20 protein-coding genes are annotated in these 20,622 nt (G+C 58.8%); 9 read left to right on the plus strand and 11 right to left on the minus strand.

Features of this window, described 5'->3' with window-relative positions:
* Positions 1-13: 13 nt before the first annotated feature.
* The 6 genes from ACR0FG_RS10025 to ACR0FG_RS10050 form a co-directional block, all read right to left on the minus strand.
* Complete coding sequence (locus ACR0FG_RS10025) at positions 14-1,246, minus strand: AAA family ATPase (RefSeq protein ID WP_170716259.1); 1,233 nt, start codon at positions 1,244-1,246, stop codon at positions 14-16.
* 211 nt (positions 1,247-1,457) lie between these two features.
* Positions 1,458-2,084 carry an OmpA family protein gene (locus ACR0FG_RS10030; protein WP_170716257.1) on the minus strand — a complete coding sequence of 209 codons (627 nt, stop codon included), beginning with the start codon at positions 2,082-2,084 and terminating at the stop codon, positions 1,458-1,460.
* 17 nt (positions 2,085-2,101) lie between these two features.
* Positions 2,102-3,508, minus strand: a complete 1,407-nt coding sequence (locus ACR0FG_RS10035) for a type II and III secretion system protein family protein (protein ID WP_170716254.1) — start codon at positions 3,506-3,508, stop codon at positions 2,102-2,104.
* A gap of 195 nt (positions 3,509-3,703) precedes the next feature.
* Positions 3,704-4,585, minus strand: coding sequence for a Flp pilus assembly protein CpaB (gene cpaB, locus ACR0FG_RS10040; RefSeq protein ID WP_170716251.1), 882 nt, complete (start codon positions 4,583-4,585; stop codon positions 3,704-3,706).
* Between the two features lie 170 nt (positions 4,586-4,755).
* On the minus strand, positions 4,756-4,950 hold the full coding sequence (locus ACR0FG_RS10045) for a hypothetical protein (protein ID WP_480892568.1): 195 nt from the start codon (positions 4,948-4,950) through the stop codon (positions 4,756-4,758).
* A 90-nt stretch (positions 4,951-5,040) separates the two neighbouring features.
* Positions 5,041-5,244 (minus strand): hypothetical protein, encoded by a 204-nt coding sequence (locus ACR0FG_RS10050; protein WP_170716247.1) that lies wholly within the window; start codon positions 5,242-5,244, stop codon positions 5,041-5,043.
* A gap of 353 nt (positions 5,245-5,597) precedes the next feature.
* Here ACR0FG_RS10050 and ACR0FG_RS10055 point away from each other — a divergent pair, with 353 nt between their 5' ends.
* Positions 5,598-6,464, plus strand: a complete 867-nt coding sequence (locus ACR0FG_RS10055) for a lytic transglycosylase domain-containing protein (protein ID WP_480892570.1) — start codon at positions 5,598-5,600, stop codon at positions 6,462-6,464.
* Between the two features lie 50 nt (positions 6,465-6,514).
* Here the strand turns inward: ACR0FG_RS10055 and ACR0FG_RS10060 are convergent, their stop codons facing one another.
* The 5 genes from ACR0FG_RS10060 to tldD form a co-directional block, all read right to left on the minus strand.
* Positions 6,515-7,141 carry a CoA transferase subunit B gene (locus ACR0FG_RS10060; protein WP_170716245.1) on the minus strand — a complete coding sequence of 209 codons (627 nt, stop codon included), beginning with the start codon at positions 7,139-7,141 and terminating at the stop codon, positions 6,515-6,517.
* Positions 7,141-7,845, minus strand: coding sequence for a CoA transferase subunit A (locus tag ACR0FG_RS10065; RefSeq protein ID WP_170716242.1), 705 nt, complete (start codon positions 7,843-7,845; stop codon positions 7,141-7,143). Before ACR0FG_RS10065 ends, ACR0FG_RS10060 begins: the two co-directional genes overlap by 1 nt.
* A gap of 90 nt (positions 7,846-7,935) precedes the next feature.
* Positions 7,936-10,551 (minus strand): type I DNA topoisomerase, encoded by a 2,616-nt coding sequence (gene topA / locus ACR0FG_RS10070; protein WP_480892575.1) that lies wholly within the window; start codon positions 10,549-10,551, stop codon positions 7,936-7,938.
* 156 nt (positions 10,552-10,707) lie between these two features.
* Entirely contained in the window at positions 10,708-11,838 is a 1,131-nt protein-coding gene (gene dprA, locus ACR0FG_RS10075; protein ID WP_480892578.1) for a DNA-processing protein DprA, read from the minus strand.
* Positions 11,839-12,045: 207 nt separating this feature from the next.
* The gene (gene tldD / locus ACR0FG_RS10080) at positions 12,046-13,467 is read right to left on the minus strand and encodes a metalloprotease TldD (RefSeq protein ID WP_480892581.1); all 1,422 of its coding nucleotides are present in this window, start codon (positions 13,465-13,467) and stop codon (positions 12,046-12,048) included.
* Positions 13,468-13,643: 176 nt separating this feature from the next.
* Here tldD and coxB point away from each other — a divergent pair, with 176 nt between their 5' ends.
* The 8 genes from coxB to ACR0FG_RS10120 all read left to right on the plus strand — a co-directional run.
* Positions 13,644-14,555: a cytochrome c oxidase subunit II gene (coxB, locus tag ACR0FG_RS10085; protein ID WP_480892582.1), complete on the plus strand. Its 912-nt coding sequence runs from the start codon at positions 13,644-13,646 to the stop codon at positions 14,553-14,555.
* Positions 14,556-14,625: 70 nt separating this feature from the next.
* A complete protein-coding gene (gene cyoE, locus ACR0FG_RS10090; RefSeq protein WP_480892584.1) occupies positions 14,626-15,582 on the plus strand; it encodes a heme o synthase in 957 nt (318 codons plus the stop codon).
* Complete coding sequence (locus ACR0FG_RS10095) at positions 15,579-15,740, plus strand: hypothetical protein (RefSeq protein WP_162896804.1); 162 nt, start codon at positions 15,579-15,581, stop codon at positions 15,738-15,740. The genes cyoE and ACR0FG_RS10095 overlap by 4 nt, the downstream gene beginning before the upstream one ends.
* Positions 15,740-16,315 (plus strand): cytochrome c oxidase assembly protein, encoded by a 576-nt coding sequence (locus tag ACR0FG_RS10100; RefSeq protein ID WP_480892585.1) that lies wholly within the window; start codon positions 15,740-15,742, stop codon positions 16,313-16,315. The genes ACR0FG_RS10095 and ACR0FG_RS10100 overlap by 1 nt, the downstream gene beginning before the upstream one ends.
* Before the next feature lie 22 nt (positions 16,316-16,337).
* Complete coding sequence (locus ACR0FG_RS10105) at positions 16,338-17,153, plus strand: cytochrome c oxidase subunit 3 (protein WP_170716228.1); 816 nt, start codon at positions 16,338-16,340, stop codon at positions 17,151-17,153.
* 156 nt (positions 17,154-17,309) lie between these two features.
* Positions 17,310-17,987, plus strand: a complete 678-nt coding sequence (locus ACR0FG_RS10110) for an SURF1 family protein (RefSeq protein WP_480892587.1) — start codon at positions 17,310-17,312, stop codon at positions 17,985-17,987.
* Positions 17,984-19,372, plus strand: a complete 1,389-nt coding sequence (gene thrC, locus ACR0FG_RS10115) for a threonine synthase (RefSeq protein WP_480892589.1) — start codon at positions 17,984-17,986, stop codon at positions 19,370-19,372. Before ACR0FG_RS10110 ends, thrC begins: the two co-directional genes overlap by 4 nt.
* The coding region (locus ACR0FG_RS10120) for a M16 family metallopeptidase (RefSeq protein WP_480892591.1) at positions 19,369-20,622 on the plus strand (1,254 nt) is incomplete at its 3' end. The genes thrC and ACR0FG_RS10120, both read left to right, overlap by 4 nt.

The raw sequence follows: 20,622 nt of genomic DNA on the forward strand, positions 1-20,622 counted from the left end.
GCTCTCCCTCGTGTTACGCAGCCTCGGCGCTGCTGCTGCCCAGGCTATGAAGCGATTGCGCGAGTTTGGCGATTTCCCGGCGCAGCGGGTTTTTGGCGGCCGAACTTGCCAGCGGCAAACCGTGGTCACCGCTTTGCATGACGTGCTTGCCACCGTCGGGCAAATGCAGGTCGATGGAAATTCCAAGGCTTTCGCCCATGCGCTTGACGCGGCCCTTGCCATTGAGGTCGGTGAACTTTGGTGCCCGATTCATGGCAAAGCGCAGCTTGTTGAACGGCAGTTCCTCGGCCTGCAGCGCCCGTTTCAGGCGCAGCGCGTTCTGGGCCGAGCGCATATCAAGTTCGATCAGCGCAAAGTAAACATGTGCCGCTTGTAGAACGGTCTCGGACCAGTGCACCAGCGTCTTGGGCATATCGACGACGACATAGTCGAAATTGCTGCGTGCGGTGTCGATGACCTTCTGAATGTCGGCGGGGGTGATGATGTCCAGCGGCACCATATCCGACGGTGCTGTCAGAACCTGCAGTTTATCCTCAAAGGTCTGCAGCGAATGCGCAAAGGATTCTTCGTCCATCGAATCCGTGTCTGAAAGCATCTCGAACACGGCTTCGTGTCGCGGCAGGTCCAGATAGGTGGAAACCGTGCCATACTGCATATCCAGATCGATCAAACAGACCGAAGGCGCGTCCTTGTCTGATACTGTTGCCAGTTCCCAGGCCAGATTCACCGCCAGAGTGGTCGCGCCGACGCCCCCGGCCAGCCCGTGAACGACAAACAGGGCGCCTTCTTTCGATTCGCCCTGCGCCATCGCCATCGCGGCCTGCGGTGCAACCACCGGGTCGGGTTTGTTCATCCGGTCGATGGCCTCCTGCAATTCGTTTTCCGGAAGAGGGTAGGGGACAAATTCGTCCGCACCTTTGCGCAGAAGCTGATGCAATGAGGCCGGGGTGACATCTTCGGCGATCAAGACGACCTTGATGCCCTTTTCCTTGGCCTGGGTTATGATCTCACCCATCAGCGTCAGATTGTCTTCGTCTTCGCCATCCAGCGCAAGTGCCACAAATTGCAGCGATTCGGCTTCGGGTTGGCTGAAGAATGCAAGCGCCTCGGCAAATCCCAGATCGCCCCAACGTTCGCCCAGGGCGGATTCCATGTCTTCAATCAGAAGGTCGAAGTTCTGGACATCCCGGCTGATGGTGCAGGCCTGGATGGCGGTGTCGTCGTTTTGCGGCGTTGCGCTCGTCATTAACTCAATCCTCGTCGAAAGGGCTGAACAAACCGTACGAGCGTGAAAGGAGCTGTTCTGATTTGCTGTTGCCCTGTGCGGTCAATTCTGGCCGCAGGTCACCCAATTGTTTCGTAACGTCGCTTGGAAGTTGGGCAAGAATTGGGCGCAAAAGAACCAATTGTAGGGAATCGGGCGACGATGCCGCCCGATTTCTGATTATTGTTCCGGCTTATTCGTCACCGCCAGCAGCAGCGTCTTCGCGCTGGATGTAGCTGGCGCGCGTCGCGCTATCGACATATTCGCGATAGACCACTGCGGCGTACTTGCCGTCGAGCAGGTTGGGGTGGTTGTCCACAAAGCCCGAAACCTCGGTCACAGTGCGGCGATTGCGGCGATCCCGGCTTTGGGTTGCAATCAACGGTTTGGTCTTGCCAAAGGATGCAACCGCCTCAAGCCGCGAGCGCGAGATGCCCTGCCGCGTCAGGAAGGCAACGGCCGCATTCGCGCGGCGCAAACCCAGTGCGTTATTGTAAGCCTGCGAACCAACAGCATCCGTGTGTCCGTAAACGCGGAACCGCGCCTCGGGGAACTGTTTGATCCACGCGGCCTGCTGCAACAGGATGCGCTGCGCCGACGCGTCCAGTTGGGCGCTGTCGAAGGCAAAGTTGATCTGGCTGGGAACCTCGGCAGCGAATCGCTGTGCAAGGATCTGCCCATAGCTCAGTTCGCCATTCAGGACCTGGATGTTGTTCAGCGTCGCGTTGCCGAATGCACCCTGGTCGACTTCGTAACCGGCTTCGCGTGTGCAACCTGCAACGGCAGCCGAAAGACCCAGTGTTATAAACAACTTATACATTGGTTCTATCCTCTCCATCAATCCAGGACATAGCCGTAGGAGCTGCCAAAATCTTGTCTGGCCACTTCCGAGGCTGCGCCGCTGCCGACGCGTTCGGTCCGCGCCACCTTGCCGTTGACGAACAGATCGAACTCGCTGGGCGGTTTGACCCGGTCGGTCGGCAAGGCCAGAGCCTCACCACGCGTCGGAGACACCAGATGCACCGTCACGATGATCACCAGTTCGCTTTGTGCACGCTGATACTGCGCGCTGCGGAACAGTGAGCCCAGAACCGGCACATCACCAAGCCACGGCACCTGATTGTTCAGGTCGGTAAAGTCGTCCTGAATCAGACCCGCGATCGCAAAGCTCTCGCCATCCCGCAGTTCCACGGTTGTCTTTGTATCGCGAACGATAAAGCTGGGAACCGCATCACCCTGAATGGTGAAGTTAGACGATTGGTCGATGCTTGAAACCGATGCAGCCATTTCCAGGTTGATCAGGTCTCCGTCAGCGACGCGTGGGGTAAACAGCAGGTGCACACCAAAGTTGCGATATTCGATGGCAACAACACCGTCATCCACAGGAACCGGGATCGGCACCTGGCCACCGGCCAAAAACTCGGCTTCCTGACCGGACAGGGCCGACAGGTTCGGCTCGGCCAGGCTGCGCGCCAGACCCTTTGATTCCAGGGCTTCGATCAGCAGGCGAACCTGTGTGGAGCCAACACCGAAACCAAACAGAATCGCACCAGAATTGGTCTGCCCAAACGGGATGTTGTTTGCCAACGCGTTGGTCAAAGCGCCCTGCGTATTCAGTGAGTTAAAGCCCGCTGTAACATCGCCGCCGCCGAAACCAAGCGAGGCCGAAAGGTTTTTCGCCACCGAGCGATTCATCTCGGCAAAGCGCACCTTCAGCATCACCTGCTGGATGCCGCCAACACTCATCAGGTTGGAAACACGCTCGGGTGCGTAGCGTTCGGCCAATTCCAGAGCCCGCGCAAGACGTGCACTGCTTGAAACCGTACCAGACAGCACGATGCCGTCATTCGCGGTGCGCACTTCGATCTGCTCATTCGGCAGAATCTGGCGAAGCCGCTCTTTGAACTCGGACACATCCGGTGCGACACGGACCCGAACATTTGTGATCAGGTTACCCGCCCCGTCGAACATCGTCAGGGTTGTCAGACCCGGCGCGCGGCCAAGGATGTAGATTGTGCGGTCCGAAAGCGTCGAAATATCAGCGATACCCGCGTTTGCGATACTGATATCCGCAAAAGGTTGTTCGCTTTCCACCACGATTGCGCGGTTGATCGGGACATCCAGCGTTTCGGCTGTACCCTTCTTAACCACACGAAGATTTTCAGCCCAAGCGGCATCGCCGATTGGGCCCATAACTAGCGTCAACCCCAGCAGGGTTGCGCTGATCCAGGAACGTATTGTCATGTGACCTGCCTCTCCGATCACCACTCGATTTTTATCGGGTCTTATGCCCTATGTTCTGAACCCTGCGCCAAATCCGGATTTATTGCAATAATCAATGGTTTCCGGAATTTTCCTTATGTGGATAATGCGCAACATCGAAACAATTGGGGCCGCGCAATCTGCGCGGCCCCAATCTGTTAAAGGTCTGAATTTGCGTCAATTTGTGCAGGGGATCACGGTTTCGACCGTCTCTCCGCCGCGACGTGTCCGGATCGTGCAGACTTCTTCCTGTTCGACAACCGGTGCAGGTGCGGCTTCCTGAATATCCAAAAGCTTGCGCTGGTCGACTTCGATGGCGCTGGCGATGGTTTCATCCTGAACACCAACAAGAGCCAGCGACAGGCGTCCCGTGTTCTGCGCCTGCGCCAGCGCAGCGATCTGTTCGGGCGTTGCCACTACCGTTACCGTGCGTGCAATGGTTGCGCCGGTCACATCTGACCCCGCACTTTGGTCGACGGCGATAAGTTCAATGCTGGTCTGGATCAGACGGGTGATCTCACCCCGGGCGCCTTCGCCGGTGCCACGCAGCGATCCGGTCCAATAAACGTCAACCCGGTCTCCGGGGCGCAGGAAGCCCGAAACGCCCGAGGCAACGTCAACGCTGATTGCAAAGGCCCGCATTCCTTTTTCAAGCTGCGAGGTAAGCCCAGCCGCCTTTCCCGGTTCGGTAACTTTGACTGTCATCAGCGCTTCGTCTTTTTCCATCGCGCGCAATGCAAAGCGTTTGTTGTCGCCCGTTTCAGGGAAAAGGGTGGTCATCTCGAGGAACGAGCCTTCGGGAATCGCGTTCTCGGGCCATTTCACAATTCGCACATCTTCAGGCAGTAATTGTTCGCCATATCGCAGCGACCGGTTCAGCACGATGACATCCACCGTCGGAATGATTTCCACCTGCGCGTTGGCCAGCGCCTCTTCCCGCAGCTTACGCTCCAACGCCAGTTTGGCCTGATTCTCGGTGATATATTCGCGTGCCATATAGACCGCGCCACCAGCCAGTGCGACCCCGACGATCAGAACAAGTCCAAAAACAGCTCGCATTTTTCCCTCGTTACCATTTGGTTTGATTCTTGATGTGACTATCCGAGTCACATGTGTTCAGTCGTCACATTAATTCTGAATTGTGTCGAAAAATGGGACAATATCGAATCTTGTTTCGATCTCTTCGACAAAACTGATCAGCACCGAAGTTGCCGCGCATGACTTCGCCACTAGTCGAAGGTTATTTCCTCAACCTCGATACCTGCCAAGGCCTGTCCGGTGGATTCGTCGATGTTCTGGATGGGCTCGTTGAGGTAAAAGTACATCAGCGCACCAAGGCCGACCACACCAGCGGTCATCACGACCCAATCAACGGTAATCGCGCCTTCTTCATCACCTATAAATTCATACAACCTGTTCAACATAGCGGGCACCAACCATTGGGGATTTAAAAGCAAGGGCCATGCCTTCGCAGAAAGACATGGCCCCCATCAAAGCTTTAGTCAGCCTAGGAATTAGTTGCTGTTGCCCAGGTTGATGCTGCCAACAGTTGCGCCTTCCAGCGCGGTCTGTACGTCGCCGGCCAGATCGCTGGCACCAGTGCGGACCTGGTTGTATGCGATAGCTGCCAGAGCAACAACGGCTGCGGTCAGAACGACCCAGTCTACAGTTACGGCGCCGTCTTCGTCTTTGCGGAAGTTCTTGATGAACTTGATCATGTTACGTCCCTCCTAAAGGATCAAAAAAGTAATCTAACCTCGGCGTCTTTCAGAGCTTTCTCTCTCAGTCCGCTCCCGATCGTCTCGGCATGGGAATATGTTTGCCCTTGGTGCGTGGCAGGAATTGGGCCAAACACCGTTTTTTTTGCTCAAAGCTTAACTTTTTCTTCGAAAAATTCGTAACTCCTTGTAAAATAAGCAAAAAAACCACAAACTTTTTTTTTCTCCCTCTCATGAGCGATGCAAAATTGCGGCAAATGAGGCGAAATTGCCCCATTTCGCTTTGTTTTTCTGGTCTTGCAGGGGAATCCGGTGTTCAGAATGGACCAAAATATAAAATGAGGCAGGCAAAAATGAATTTCCGGGACGCAGTAACATGCGCCGGCATTGCGGCGTTTCTTTTAACAAGTGTTGTACCGGTATCCGCGAACGAACAGGTTCCGCGCGGCGTTTACAAAAGGATCAAGGCCCCGGCACCGGGAACGCGACCGCGTGTCATGATCCAGATTACCCCCGAACAACACGCGACGGCCCCGTTCGCGCCCAGTACTGGCGCAGAACTGGACGTGCCCGAGGTGGTCGTAAAGGCCGAACCGCCCGCATCGGTGACGCCCCGGGTTGGTGAGCCGGCAAAACCCGTCGGATCCTATAAGGCGTTCTGGAACAGGGTCTCACCCGATATGGCCGAGGCCAATGCCGGGCGGTTGCGACAGGCGGTTCAGGCGGCATCACAGGTCGGTGTTGCAGCCCCGCGACTGCAAACCCTGCAGAGCATTGCCGAACAACGCGGGGTCGACATCTTGCGATCCACGGTCGGTACCGATGTTTCGCCAGCGCTGGTTCTGGCGGTAATTTCGGTTGAATCTGCCGGACGCGCGGATGCGGTCAGTTCCGCCGGGGCGCAAGGTTTGATGCAGCTAATGCCCGCAACCGCAGCCCGGTTTGGCGTCACGGACAGCCTCAAGCCGGAACAGAACATCCGGGGTGGGGTGAAATATCTGGACTGGCTGATGAATGAGTTCGGAAACGATCCGGTTCTGGTGCTGGCCGGGTATAATGCGGGCGAGGGCGCCGTGCGCAAACACAGCGGCGTGCCGCCCTATGCCGAAACCCGTGACTATGTGCCCAAGGTGCTGGCGGCGTTTCAGATCGCAAGCGCGCTCTGTACCTCGCCTCCGCAGTTTCTGTCCGACGGATGTGTGTTTCAGACCATGAACTGAAAAAGGCCCGCGATACTGCGGGCCTTTCCTGTTTTGCCGGATCTATCTGATCAGTTGACCAGATTCGCCTCGGTCGCGGCGTGAATCTCATCCTCGGTGACGCCTTCGGCCAGTTCGACGATCTTCAGACCACCCTCGACCACATCCAGAACGCCCAGATTGGTGATAATCCGGTTCACCACCTTCTTGCCGGTCAGAGGCAGGGTGCATTTCTTCAGCAGCTTGGATTTGCCGTGCTTGTTGGTGTGATCCATCACCACGATGACCCGGCCCACACCGGCCACCAGATCCATCGCACCGCCCATGCCCTTGACCAGCACGCCGGGAATCATCCAGTTGGCCAGATCGCCTTCTTCGTCGACTTCCATCGCACCCAGCACGGCCGCAGCGATCTTACCGCCCCGGATCATGGCAAAGGATGTGGCGCTGTCGAAATATGAGGTGCGGGACAGTTCAGTGATCGTCTGCTTGCCAGCATTGATCAGGTCCGGGTCTTCCTCACCCTCGTACGGGAAAGGACCCATGCCCAGCATCCCGTTTTCCGATTGGAGCGTGATGTCCTTGTCGCCCACATAGTTCGCCACCAGCGTCGGAATCCCAATGCCGAGGTTTACATACATGCCGTCTTCCAGCTCTTGCGCCGCCCGCGCGGCCATCTGATTGCGGTCCCAGGGCATTATGCTTGCTCCTTCTGACGGGTGGTGCGCTGTTCGATGCGCTTTTCGTGGCTGCCCTGAATGATGCGGTGCACATAGATGCCGGGCAGGTGAATCGCGTCCGGGTCCAGCGAGCCTCGCGGCACGATCTCTTCGACCTCAGCGATGCAGACCCTGCCGCAGGTGGCCGCTGGCACGTTAAAGTTGCGGGCGGTCTTGCGGAAGATCAGGTTGCCGGTATCGTCGGCTTTCCAAGCCTTGACGATGGCCAGATCGGCAAAGATGCCTTCTTCCAGAATATAGGTCTCGCCGTTGAAATCCTTGTGCTCTTTGCCCTCGGCAATCACGGTGCCCACACCGGTCTTGGTATAGAACCCGGGGATGCCAGCACCACCTGCGCGCATCCGCTCGGCCAGCGTGCCTTGCGGGTTGAACTCCAGCTCAAGCTCTCCGGCCAGATACTGACGCATGAATTCGGCGTTTTCACCAACGTATGAGCTGATCATCTTTTTGACCTGCTTGGTCTGCAGCAGGATGCCGATGCCGAAATCGTCCACACCGGCGTTGTTGGACGCAAAAGTCAGATCTTTGGTCCCGGCGGCCTTGATGGCCTCAAGCAGCAGTTCGGGAATGCCGCACAGGCCGAATCCGCCCGCGGCGATGGTCATGCCGTCCGATAGCACCCCATCGAGCGCCTCAGAGGCATTGGCATAGACTTTCTTCATGGAAAACTCCCCAATGACATGGTGTTGGGCCGAGTTGTGCCGCCACGTCACCGGGAAGTCAACGAATCCGGGGGCAGGTGGTATTTCTACCTAACCTGCCTTTTTGGTGGATTTCTTCGCGGCCGCTTTCTTTTTAGGGGCTGCCTTCTTCTTTGTCCCCTTCTTGGCCGCGCGTTCGTTGACCAGTTCGATGGCCATTTCCTGGGTCACATCCTCGGGCTTGATGTCCTTGGGGATGGTCGCGTTGACCTTCTCCCATTTGACATAAGGACCGTAACGCCCGTCCAGAACCTGCATCGCACCGCCATCGGGATGCTCGCCCAGTTCTTTCAGCGGTTTCACAGCGGCCTGCCGACCTCGACCCGGATTGGCGCGCTTTTCGGCCAGCAGTTCCACCGCACGGTTCATGCCAATTTCGAACACGTCATTGGGGTCCTTGACGTTGACATAGACCGGCTTGGCCTCTTCGGGCAGTTGGTGCATGACATATGGTCCGAACCGACCGAAGTTCGAGCTGATCATGCCGCCCTCAGGGTGTTCACCGATCTGGCGGGGCAGCGACAAAAGCGTCAGCGCCTTGTCCAGATCCATGTCATCCTTGCTCCACCCACGGGGCAGGGACGCGCGTGGGGGTTTCTTGTTTTCCGGCGTGGGCTCGCCACGCTGGACATATGGCCCGAAACGGCCGGACTTCAGCCAGATCTCATCCCCCGCATCTTCGCCCAGCAGACGTTCATCCCCCTCGGCCCCTTCGCCCGCGATGGGGCGGGTATAGGTGCATTCCGGGTAATTGCCGCAGCCGACAAACCCGCCTGTGCGCGAGGTTTTCAGGTGCAATTGCCCCACACCGCATTTCGGACAGATGCGCGGATCGCTTCCATCCTCGCGCGGCGGATACAACTGAGGGGCCAGCGCCTCATCCAGCTTGTCCAGCACTTCCGAGATACGCAGTTCGGACGTCTCGCCAATCGCGGCCGAGAAATCACGCCAGAACTTGCCCAACAGGTCCTTATAGTCGCGGTCGCCCGCGCTGACATCGTCAAGCTCTTCTTCCAAGTTGGCGGTGAACTCATAGCCCACATACTGACGGAAGAAGTTCAAAAGGAATATCGTGACGATCCGGCCCTTTTCCTCGGGGATCAGCCGGTTCTTGTCCTTGCGCACATATTCCCGGTCCTGAATCGTGGTCACGATTGAGGCATAGGTTGACGGTCGCCCGATCCCCAACTCTTCCATCCGCTTGACCAAAGTGGCCTCGGTATAGCGTGGCGGTGGCTGGGTGTGGTGCTGCAGCGCCAGAACAGCCTCATTTTCGGACAGAACTGCGGCCTTGTCCTCGGCTTTCGCAAATTGATCCTTCAGCGAGGTTTTGGCAAACCGCGCTGGATCGCCCTGCATGATCTGCGGCAGACGTTTTTCATCGTCATCGGCCACATCGTCGCGGCCTTCTTCATAGACGCGCATGAACCCGTCGAACAGCACCACCTGACCGGTGGCGCGCAGGCCGACCTGCCCGTCAGCGCTACCGATCTCGACTGTCGTACGCTCCAAACGCGCGGCGGCCATCTGACAGGCGATGGTGCGTTTCCAGATCAGATCATACAGCTTGCGCTGATCTTCATCCGTGACCTTTAGCGCCTTGGCATCGCGCGTCATATCCGTTGGGCGGATACATTCGTGGGCTTCCTGCGCGTTCTTGGCTTTGTTCTTATAGATACGCGGGCTGTCGGGTACATATTCCGCCCCATATCGGTCCGCAATTGCATCGCGTGTGGCGGCGACGGCCTCGGGGGCCATGTCGATGCCGTCGGTTCGCATATAGGTAATGTAGCCCGCCTCATAGAGCCGCTGCGCCACCTGCATTGCATGGCGCGCGCCCATGCCGAACTTGCGGCTGGCCTCTTGCTGCAGGGTCGACGTCATGAACGGGGCAGAGGGGTTCCGCGCAGCAGGTTTGGCCTCGACCGAAGTCACGCTCAGCGCGCGGCTGGTGATCGCCTGCACCGCCAATTCGGCCTGCGTGGCGTCTTTCAGGTCGTGCTTGTCCAGCTTTTTGCCAGCATAGGTAACAAGGCGCGCCTCATAGGTCTGCCCGCGCGGCGTCTCGATCAGCGCCCGGACCGACCAGTATTCGACGGGTTTGAACGCCTCGATCTCCATCTCGCGTTCGACGATCAGACGCAGGCAGACGGATTGCACACGACCAGCGGATTTCGCGCCGGGCAGCTTGCGCCACAGGACCGGGGACAGGTTGAACCCCACCAGATAATCCAGCGCGCGGCGGGCCAGATAGGCCTCGACCAAGGGCATATCAACCTCACGCGGGTTCTGCATTGCCTCGGTCACGGCGTCCTTTGTGATCGCGTTAAAGGTTACGCGGCTGACCGGCGTGTCCTTCTTGATTGAACGCCGCTTGGTCAGCGCTTCTTGCAGGTGCCAACTGATCGCCTCACCCTCGCGGTCGGGGTCAGTGGCGAGGATCAGGGCGTTGTCCTCTTTCAGCGCGTCGGCGATGGCTTTGACATGCTTGCGGCTGTCGTTGCCGACCTCCCATTTCATCTCGAATTCATGCTCGGGATCTACCGAACCATCCTTGGGTGGCAGGTCGCGCACGTGGCCGTAAGAGGCCAGAACCGTGTAGTCTGGGCCAAGATATTTGTTGATCGTTTTTGCTTTGGCCGGAGATTCTACAACAACTACAGGCATTTAGGGGGAAACCTCGCTCGACGGATTTGGCGCCTTTTATGGTCGTGCAAAATGTGTGGGGCAAGACGGAATTGTCAATGCGTTCCTTTCAATCCTCCAAAAGCGGTGTGTTTTCAGCCGGATATGGACCCGACACAGGGGGTGTGACCAAGGCGGTCAGGCGCTTAACGACAGCAATCCACCGGCCTGACGCTGGATTCGTCCCTCAAGTTCGAGATCGACCAGAACGGCCCCGATCTCACTGGCCGGTGCTGCGACATCGCGGATCAGCTGATCTTCGGCAATCGGCGACGGGCCGAGACAGCTTAGAATTGCATCGTGCAGCGCGTCATTGGATCGCTTAGTGCCTGTAGTCGCGGCAGGGGCTTTCTGCCGCACCGGCATGTCGCTTTGCCGAGAAGGCAGAGCCTCGATCACATCCTCAGCCGAACGGACCAGCGTCGCGCCCTCACGGATCAACAGGTTGCACCCTGCTGCGCGGGCGTCAAACGGGTGGCCCGGCACAGCCAGCACCTCGCGCCCCTGATCCAGCGCGTCGCGCGCCGTGATCAGACTGCCGGATTTCGCCGCTGCCTCAACCACGACCACGGCCTGCGACAGGCCCGAGATGATGCGGTTGCGACGCGGAAAGTGCCGCGCCTGCGGTGTAACGCCCATCGGCTGCTCAGACAGGCGCAGGCCAGCATCCGCGATTTTCCGGGCCAGATCAGTGTTCTCAGCCGGATAGATCACGTCTACGCCACCCGCCATCACCGCAATCGTACCCGACCCAAGCGCGGCCAGATGCGCTGACGTATCGATCCCGCGCGCAAGGCCCGAGGCAATCACGTAGCCTTGCTCGCCCAAATCCCGTGCCAACCCGCGTGCCATGCGCGCGCCCAGCGACGAACAATTGCGCGCGCCCACAAGGGCGATTGCCGGTTTTTGCAGCAGCGAAGCGTCACCAATTGCCCAGATTAACGGCGGCGCATCGCTCAGGTCGTTCAGTGCGGATGGAAAGTCGGCGGCCCCAAGGCACAAGAGCCGCGCGTTGGCGGCTTTTGCGGCCCTGAGCTCCGCCTCGATCACGCCGGGGGGACAGATTTCATACCCGTCTATTCCGGCAGCGCGTGCCATTTCCGGCAGCGCGGCCAGCGCATTCTGCGCCGAGCCATGTTCGCGCAACAGACGCCGGAACGTCGCCGGGCCAACCTTACGCGAGCGCAACAGACGGAGCCAGGAAAACCGGTCCTCTTCCGTGGTGGGTGGGAGTGGGGGGTGATTGGAAGAAAGCTGCTCTTCGGTCATCCGATGCTCCGCCTGATTGCAGAACTGGTTTACGACCCAGGCAGTTAACAGCGGGTGAATCTCAGAAAATTCTACGGAATTTTCTTTTCTCTCGAAACGAAACTGTCGTTAGGGGATTGAATTTTAGTATTAAAATATCGCGCCTTCAAAGGCAGGATACCAAGAATCCCGCCCTTGACCCGTTAATCCCGTTAACCCTGCGCCGACTCAGGTCGCTGAACCGCCAACGGTCAGCCCATCCATCAGCACGGTCGGCTGACCAACGCCCACCGGCACCCACTGCCCATCCTTGCCGCAGGTGCCCATACCTGGATCCAGCGCCATGTCGTTGCCAAGCCCGCGGATGCGTTTCAACGCAGAAGGGCCATCCCCGATCAGCGTCGCCCCCTTGACCGGCGCACCGATCTTGCCGTTTTCAACGCGGTAAGCCTCGGTGCACGAAAACACGAACTTGCCATTGGTGATATCGACCTGACCGCCGCCAAACCCGACGGCCCAAATGCCGTCCTTGATGTCGCCAACCAAAGATGCCGGGTCGGCGTCGCCGCCCAGCATGATGGTGTTGGTCATGCGCGGCATGGGTTTATGCGCATAGCTCTGCCGCCGCCCGTTGCCCGTGGGCGCGACGTCCATCAGGCGCGCGTTCTGGCGGTCCTGCATGTATCCGGTCAGAACGCCATCCTCGATCAGCACCGTGCGCGAACTGGGCGTGCCCTCATCATCCACGCTGATCGACCCGCGCCGGTCTGCAATTGTTCCGTCATCAACCACGGTGACACCTTTTGAGGCTATCTGTTGCCCCATCAACCCGGCAAAGGCGGAACTGCCCTTGCGGTTGAAATCACCCTCAAGCCCATGCCCGATGGCCTCGTGCAGCAGGATACCGGGCCAGCCTGGGCCCAGCGCAATTTCCATCACACCGGCGGGGGCGGGGACGGCGTCCAGATTGACCAGCGCGATCCGCAACGCCTCTTGCGCTTTGGCCTGCCAGTCGGCGGGATCGATCAACCCGTCCAGTCCGACGCGACCGCCACCCCCGGCCGAGCCGCTTTCGCGTCGTCCGCCCTGTTCGACAATGACCGAGACATTCAGGCGGGTCATCGGGCGTACATCACGCACCAGCACGCCATCGGGGCGCAGAATCTCGACCTCTTGCACCGCGGCGGCGATGGTGGCGCTGACCTGCACAACGCGCGGGTCCAGATCACGGGCGAAGGCGTCGATCTCACGCAGGGTTTCGATCTTGACCGGAAAACTGGCGGTCTCGATCGGGTCTTCGTCAGTGTAAAGGCGCGTGTTTGTGGCGCGGGGCGCCTCGGCCAGCACGCCACCGCCATCGCCGACGGCCAGACGGGCGGTTTCCGCCGCACGTTTCAGCGCCGGGATCGACACGTCGGTCGAATGTGCATACCCGGCCACTTCACCCTGAACCGCCCGCAGACCGAACCCTTCGGATGCATCATAGGACGCGGTGCGCAGACGCCCGTCGTCAAAGACCAAAGACTCGGATTTTCGTCGTTCAACGAACAACTCGCCATCTTCGGCACCGGCGGTCGCAGATTGCAGAACCGCAAGCGCTTCGTCCTTTGGCAGGGCGCTCTCAAACGGGCGAAACGGGTCGTTGGACATGGGTGGGGACCTTTCGAGTTTGATCCATATCAAAAATAGCGTCTGTTTGACGCAAGCATTTTGCTTTATCTACCCGAAGGAATATGGTTTTTAACGCGGCCAAAGACAACGGGAGAGGTGCGACCGATTCACACCTTTTCGCCAGAGACGCAAAGATCAAACGATCAGGACAGAAAATGAAGAATGCTTTGATGCTTTCCGGGCTTGCAACTGCCCTCTCCAGCCTTCCCGCCATGGCTCAGGAGCTTGAGATTATTGGCAAGCCGGTCGACGGCGGTCTTGGGTTTCAGCCCGCAGCCACCAGCCTTGCCGACGGGATTCAGCGTCTGGACAACATGATTCTGGTGATCATCACAGCGATCTGCCTGTTTGTTGCCGGTCTGCTGATCTACTGCATCGTACGCTACAATCAGCGCGCCAACCCGACCCCTGCCCGGTTCTCGCACTATACTCCGGTCGAGATCGCGTGGACCCTTGGCCCGATCCTGATTCTGGTCTTTATCGGCGCGTTCTCGCTGCCTGTGTTGTTCAAACAGCAGGAAATTCCCGAAGGGGACGTTGTCATCAAGGTGGTAGGGAACCAGTGGTACTGGACCTACGAATATGTCGATCACGATTTCGCCTTTGACAGCTATCTTCTCGGCCACCCGGCGACGCTGGACGAAGGTGCGCGTCCGGCAGATTCCGACGTAACCCCGTTTGTTCTGGACGATGCGATGCGCGCCAAGCTGGCCGATGCGGGCTACAGTGATGATGAGTGGCTGCTGGCAACCGACACGGCTGTTGTGGTTCCGGTTGGCAAGATCGTCGTCATGCAGGTCACCGCATCGGACGTGATCCATTCGTGGACCATCCCGTCCTTCGGTGTAAAGCAGGACGGCGTGCCCGGTCGTCTGGCCGAGCTGTGGTTCCAGGCCGACAAGGAAGGCGTGTATTTCGGCCAGTGCTCGGAACTTTGCGGCAAAGACCACGCCTATATGCCGATTACGGTCAAAGTGGTCAGCGAAGAAGCCTATGAAGAGTGGCTGCAGGGCGCTTTGGAAGAATATGCCGGCCAGCCGGCTGCCTTTCAGGTCGCCTCGAACTAAGACGGTTTCGGCCTAGGTAAAACGAAGGCTGCGCGGGCAACGCGCAGCTTTTGCCCCAAAAGGACCACAGATGAGCGACGCAAGCATCAATGCCAGCACCGTCACCGCGCAGACCCGCGCGGACGAGGCCAGCTTTGGCGATTACTTCGCCTTGCTGAAGCCGCGGGTGATGTCGCTGGTGGTCTTTACCGCTCTGGTTGGATTGCTGGCAGCTCCGGTTCCGGTTCATCCCGTCGTGGGCTTCTGCGCGATTCTGTTCATCGCCATCGGCGGTGGTGCCTCAGGCGCGCTGAACATGTGGTGGGATGCGGATATCGACCGGGTGATGAAACGCACCAAAGCGCGCCCGATCCCGTCCGGCAAGGTCGAGGAAGGCGAAGCACTGGCGCTGGGCCTTGCGCTGTCCGGTCTGTCGGTAATCATGCTGGGTTTGGCCACAAACTGGTTTGCCGGCGCGTTTCTGGCCTTCACCATCTTTTTCTACGTCGTCGTCTACACCATGTGGCTGAAACGTTCGACGCCACAGAACATCGTGATTGGCGGCGCTGCGGGTGCTTTCCCGCCGGTCATCGGCTGGGTTGCTGCAACCGGCTCCATGACGTTAGAGCCATGGTTGATGTTCGCCCTGACCTTCATGTGGACCCCGCCGCATTTCTGGGCGCTGGCGTTGTTCATGCGTTCGGACTACGACGATGCGGGCGTGCCGATGCTGACCGTGACCCACGGACGCCGCGCGACGCGGTGGCACATTCTGGTCTACACGGCTCTGCTGGCTCTGCTGGCCGTTGGAACCTCCTTCTCGGGCATAGGCGGTCCGATCTATCTGACCGTGGCCGTGGTGATGAATGCCCTGTTCCTGCGCGGTGCATGGCAGATTTCCCGCCGGACTGAAGACGACTCGGAAACCGACAATTTCAAGGTCGAGCGCAGTTTCTTCAAACTGTCGCTGCTCTACCTCTTTCTGCACTTTGGTGCGATTCTGGCCGAAGCGTTGCTGAAACCCTATGGGTTGGGAGGCTGGTCATGAGCCTGCGCAAAAGTCACGAACTGCACCAGCGGCGGTTCAGTCGCAATCTGGGCGTTGGCCTGACACTGGCGGCGTTCATCGTGATCATCTTCGGCCTGACTATCGTCAAAGTGTCAGGCACCGATTTCAACATGGCGACGCAAGAGGTGCAGAACTGATGGCGCTGTCGGGACCTCAGAAAACGGTTGCACAGACCGTGGGCGTTGTTGTCCTGATGGGCAGCCTCGCCTGGGCGGCGGTTCCGTTCTACGACTGGTTCTGCCGCGTCACCGGCTTTGGCGGCACGACAGGCGTCGCCGCAGCCGCACCCGAAGATATTCTCGACCGCACCATCACCGTAAGGTTTGATGCCTCCAAGGCCAAGGATATGGCGTGGGAATTCAAACCGGTCGAGCGCGAGATGGAAGTCCGCATCGGTGAAACCGGGTTGGCGTTTTATGAAGCCTATAACCCGACCGACCGTCCGATTGCCGGTCAGGCATCTTATAATGTCACGCCTTATTCGGCAGGTGGATATTTCCAGAAAATCGCCTGTTTCTGCTTTGAAGAGCAGGTGCTGCAACCCGGCGAGCGGGTTGAGATGCCAGTGACCTTCTTCGTCGACCCCGAAATGGTCGAGGATCTGGAAGCCAAATATGTGCATACGATCACTCTGTCGTATACATTCTACGAAATTGACCTGCCCGAGGGCTATGCCGCTCTTGACGTGCAGGCTGAGACAAACAAGAACTAACGCCTGTAGGTGAGGGACGCTGATGGCACACGCTAAAGACCATGACTACCACATTCTGAACCCCTCGATCTGGCCGTTGATCGGCGCGGTCAGCGGTTTCGTGATGCTGTTCGGAGCCGTCCTTTGGATGCACGGCATCACCGCCTGGATCTTCTGGATGGGGCTGGTGGGGGTTCTCTACACCATGTTCGCCTGGTGGTCCGAAGTGGTGGTCGAAAGCCGTCAGGGCGACCACACGCCGGTGGTTCGCATCGGGTTGCGCTATGGCTTCATCCTGTTTGTGATGTCCGAGGTGATGTTCTTCTTTGCCTGGTTCTGGTCGTTCTTCAAACATCGCATGTATCCGATGTACGACTATGCCGGCACCGAATACATCCAGCCGGATATCCACGCGGTTGACCCGTTCCACCTGCCGCTGATCAACACGCTGGTCCTGCTGCTGTCGGGCTGCGCGATCACATGGGCGCACCACGCGCTGGTGCATGACAATGACCGCAAGGCGCTGATCAACGGTCTGGCCATCGGTATCGTTCTGGGCATTGCGTTCACCGGGTTGCAGGCGTTTGAATATTACGAGCTGCTGGCCCATGAAGGTTGGGAATTTGGCGGCGATCAGTTCTATTCGAACTTCTTCATGGCGACAGGCTTTCACGGTGCGCATGTGATCATCGGCACGATCTTCCTGTCGGTCTGCCTGATCCGGGCTTTGAAGGGCGACTTCACGCCCGAGAAACACGTCGGCTTTGAGGCTGCCGCCTGGTACTGGCACTTCGTCGATGTGGTCTGGCTGTTCCTGTTCTTCGCTGTCTACATCTGGGGTCAGGCCCCGCTGTTCTAAACTGAGCAACACAAACCAATAGAAAAAGCCGCCCTAAGGGGCGGCTTTTTCTCTATTCCGGGCTCAAAATTGCGCCCCATACAATTGGACGGTTGCAAATCGCAGGGCTCGCCCCTTAACAAGACGCCGGTTCCTGCAAGAAGGTTTTGACCCGCTATGCGTCGTACTTTGTTCCTGCTGATCTTCGGTGTCGCCGGTCTGGGCGTGCTGTTGTCGCTGGGCGTCTGGCAGGTGCAGCGGTTGGAGTGGAAACAGGGCGTGTTGGCCGAGATCGAGACCCGCATCTCGGCAGACCCCGTCGGCCTGCCGCCGCAGGTTTCGAAAGTCGCGGACAAATACCTTCCCGTGACCGTTTCAGGTGAAATGGAACCCGGAGAGATACACGTTCTGGTCTCGGTCAAGCAGGTTGGGGCGGGATACCGGATTGTCCAGCCCTTCCGCACCGCAGACCGCACCATTCTGGTGGACCGTGGGTTTATTCCAACGACTGCCAAGGAAGCAGACCGCCTGAACGGCGCGATGCAGATCACCGGCAATCTCCACTGGCCGGATGAGGTCGACAGCTATACGCCCGAGCCCGACATTGATGCCAATATCTGGTTCGCCCGCGATGTGCCCAATCTGGCTGCCGCCTTGGGGACCGAGCCTGTGCTGCTGATCGCCCGCTCGGAAACCGACCCGGGCATCACGCCTTTGCCCGTGGATACGGCGGGCATCCCCAACGATCACCTGCAATACGCAATTACATGGTTTAGTCTGGCCTTTGTCTGGGCTGCGATGACCGGATATTTCCTGTGGCGCAGCCGCGCCCCGTCTGAGAGTGAAACGACATGAAATACATCTCGACCCGAGGGCAAGCGCCCGAACTGACCTTTGAAGAAGCGATGCTGACCGGGCTGGCCCGTGATGGTGGTCTGTACCTGCCCGCCGAGATCCCGGTGTTGAGCCATGACGAGATCGCCGCACTGGCCGGTCTGCCCTATGAAGAGATAGCGTTTCGTGTGATGTGGCCCTATGTCAGCGGCTCGTTCACTGAAAGCGAGTTCAAAGACATCATCGCGCGTGCCTATGAAGGCTTTGGCCATGACGCTCGCGCGCCGCTGAAGCAGTTGAACGAGAACCACTTCCTGCTGGAACTGTTCCACGGGCCTACGCTGGCCTTCAAGGACTTTGCGATGCAGCTCATTGGCCAGCTGTTTCAGGTGGCTCTGAAACGTCGCAATGACCGCGTGACGATCGTGGGCGCAACCAGTGGCGATACTGGCTCGGCCGCGATTGAGGCGTTCCGGGGCTTGGACGCGGTGGATGTGTTCATCCTGTTTCCCCATGGCCGTGTCTCCGAAGTGCAGCGCCGTCAGATGACGACGCCCGCCGACAGTAACGTGCATGCGCTGGCCGTGGATGGTGATTTTGACGATTGTCAGGCCGCGCTGAAGGATATGTTCAACGATTTCGACTTCCGCGATGGGGTGAAACTGGCCGGTGTGAACTCGATCAACTTCGCGCGGGTTCTGGCGCAGATCGTCTATTATTTCTCTGCCGCTGTCAGCCTCGGTGCGCCGCATCGCAAGGTCAGTTTCACGGTGCCCACCGGCAATTTCGGCGACATCTTTGCGGGCTATCTGGCCAAGCGCATGGGCCTGCCCATTGAACGTCTGGTGGTTGCGACCAACCAGAACGACATCCTGCATCGGTGTCTGTCGGGTGAAGGGTATTTCAAGGGAGACACCATCCCTTCGATCAGCCCGTCGATGGATATTCAGGTCAGCTCGAATTTTGAACGCGCACTGTATTATGCCTATGGCGAGGATGGCAGTGCCGTCGGGCAGTTGATGGATGAACTCAAAAACGGTGGCTTCAACGTCAGCCAGGGCGCGATGGAGGCGCTGCGCGAAAGCTTCGACTCGGGCCGCGTGTCCGAGGATGAAACGCTGGAAACCATCAAGCACACGCTGGCACACAGCGCCGAACTGGTCTGCCCGCACTCGGCCATTGGCATCAAGGTCGGTGAGGATCACCGCGCGGCAGAGGTTCCGATGATCACTCTGGCCACTGCGCATCCGGCGAAATTCCCGGCGGCGGTCGAGAAGGCAAGCGGGGAACATCCGCCTCTTCCATCCCGCATGTCTGATCTGTATGAACGTCCGGAACGGGTGACCCGCATCGCCAATGATCTGGGCACCCTTGAGGATCATATCAGAAGGCACATCGCCGAGTGACTGTCAGACAAGACCAACTGAAGAACGGCTTTCGGATCGTCAGTGAACATATGCCGGGGCTGCAATCTGCGGCCATCGGCATCTGGGTAACTGCCGGTGGGCGGCATGAACGCATCGAACAGAACGGTATTGCGCATTTCCTTGAACACATGGCGTTCAAGGGGACCGAGCGTCGTTCCGCGCTGCAAATCGCCGAGGCAATCGAGGATGTGGGTGGCTATATCAATGCCTATACCTCGCGCGAGGTCACGGCCTATTACGCGCGCGTTCTGAAAGACGATGTGGCGCTGGCGATGGATGTGATCGGCGACATCGTCCTGAACCCGGTTTTCGACCCGCGAGAGATCGAGGTCGAGCGTGGCGTGATCTTGCAGGAAATCGGGCAGGCCTATGACACGCCTGACGATGTGATCTTTGACTGGCTGCAAGAGCAGAGCTATCACGATCAGCCTTTAGGTCGGACCATCCTTGGACCGTCCGAACGGGTCAGCGCGTTTTCACGCGAAGACCTCTCGGGCTTTGTGGCCGAGCATTACGGGCCGGAACAGATGATCCTGTCGGCAGCCGGTGCAGTGGATCACGACGCACTGATGAAAATGGCCGAAGAGATGTTCGGCCATCTGCAACCGCGCAAGGGATTGGTTCCTGAGGCGGCCAAGTTTACCGGCGGAGAAGCGCGGCAAGAGAAAGAGCTGGAACAGGCCCATTTCGCGCTGGCGCTGGAAAGCCCGGGTTATCGCGATGATGCGATCTATACCGCTCAGATTTACTCGACCGCTTTGGGCGGCGGCATGTCCTCGCGCCTGTTCCAGGAGGTCCGTGAGACACGCGGGCTTTGCTACACGATCTTCGCACAGACCGGAGCCTATGCCGATACCGGGACGACAACGATCTATGCGGGCACGTCCGCCGATCAGGTGGCAGAACTGGCCACCATCACCATCGATGAGATGAAGCGCGCCGCCGAGGATATGAGCCCCGAAGAAGTTGCCCGTGCGCGCGCGCAGATGAAGGCTGGCATGTTGATGGGGCTGGAAAGCCCTTCGAACCGGGCTGAACGGCTGGCGCGATTGGTGCAGATCTGGGGACGTGTGCCCTCGCTTGAGGATACGGTTGCCAAGATCGACGCGGTAAGCACCGAAGACGTTCGCGCCTTTGCCGAGCCGATGACAGTGAAAGCTCCGGCGGGGCAGGCGCTTTACGGCCCCGTGACAGGAGCGCAGACACTAGCGCAGCTACAAGAGAGACGG

It is taken from the genome of Ruegeria sp. E1, assembly GCF_056534225.1.

Coding starts and splice junctions, on each gene's coding strand:
- ACR0FG_RS10025 (WP_170716259.1), bottom strand. CDS start 1,246: ATGACGAGCGCAACGCCGCAAAACGACGACACCGCCATCCAGGCCTGC.
- ACR0FG_RS10030 (WP_170716257.1), bottom strand. CDS start 2,084: ATGTATAAGTTGTTTATAACACTGGGTCTTTCGGCTGCCGTTGCAGGT.
- ACR0FG_RS10035 (WP_170716254.1), bottom strand. CDS start 3,508: ATGACAATACGTTCCTGGATCAGCGCAACCCTGCTGGGGTTGACGCTA.
- cpaB (WP_170716251.1), bottom strand. CDS start 4,585: ATGCGAGCTGTTTTTGGACTTGTTCTGATCGTCGGGGTCGCACTGGCT.
- ACR0FG_RS10045 (WP_480892568.1), bottom strand. CDS start 4,950: ATGTTGAACAGGTTGTATGAATTTATAGGTGATGAAGAAGGCGCGATT.
- ACR0FG_RS10050 (WP_170716247.1), bottom strand. CDS start 5,244: ATGATCAAGTTCATCAAGAACTTCCGCAAAGACGAAGACGGCGCCGTA.
- ACR0FG_RS10055 (WP_480892570.1), top strand. CDS start 5,598: ATGAATTTCCGGGACGCAGTAACATGCGCCGGCATTGCGGCGTTTCTT.
- ACR0FG_RS10060 (WP_170716245.1), bottom strand. CDS start 7,141: ATGCCCTGGGACCGCAATCAGATGGCCGCGCGGGCGGCGCAAGAGCTG.
- ACR0FG_RS10065 (WP_170716242.1), bottom strand. CDS start 7,845: ATGAAGAAAGTCTATGCCAATGCCTCTGAGGCGCTCGATGGGGTGCTA.
- topA (WP_480892575.1), bottom strand. CDS start 10,551: ATGCCTGTAGTTGTTGTAGAATCTCCGGCCAAAGCAAAAACGATCAAC.
- dprA (WP_480892578.1), bottom strand. CDS start 11,838: ATGACCGAAGAGCAGCTTTCTTCCAATCACCCCCCACTCCCACCCACC.
- tldD (WP_480892581.1), bottom strand. CDS start 13,467: ATGTCCAACGACCCGTTTCGCCCGTTTGAGAGCGCCCTGCCAAAGGAC.
- coxB (WP_480892582.1), top strand. CDS start 13,644: ATGAAGAATGCTTTGATGCTTTCCGGGCTTGCAACTGCCCTCTCCAGC.
- cyoE (WP_480892584.1), top strand. CDS start 14,626: ATGAGCGACGCAAGCATCAATGCCAGCACCGTCACCGCGCAGACCCGC.
- ACR0FG_RS10095 (WP_162896804.1), top strand. CDS start 15,579: ATGAGCCTGCGCAAAAGTCACGAACTGCACCAGCGGCGGTTCAGTCGC.
- ACR0FG_RS10100 (WP_480892585.1), top strand. CDS start 15,740: ATGGCGCTGTCGGGACCTCAGAAAACGGTTGCACAGACCGTGGGCGTT.
- ACR0FG_RS10105 (WP_170716228.1), top strand. CDS start 16,338: ATGGCACACGCTAAAGACCATGACTACCACATTCTGAACCCCTCGATC.
- ACR0FG_RS10110 (WP_480892587.1), top strand. CDS start 17,310: ATGCGTCGTACTTTGTTCCTGCTGATCTTCGGTGTCGCCGGTCTGGGC.
- thrC (WP_480892589.1), top strand. CDS start 17,984: ATGAAATACATCTCGACCCGAGGGCAAGCGCCCGAACTGACCTTTGAA.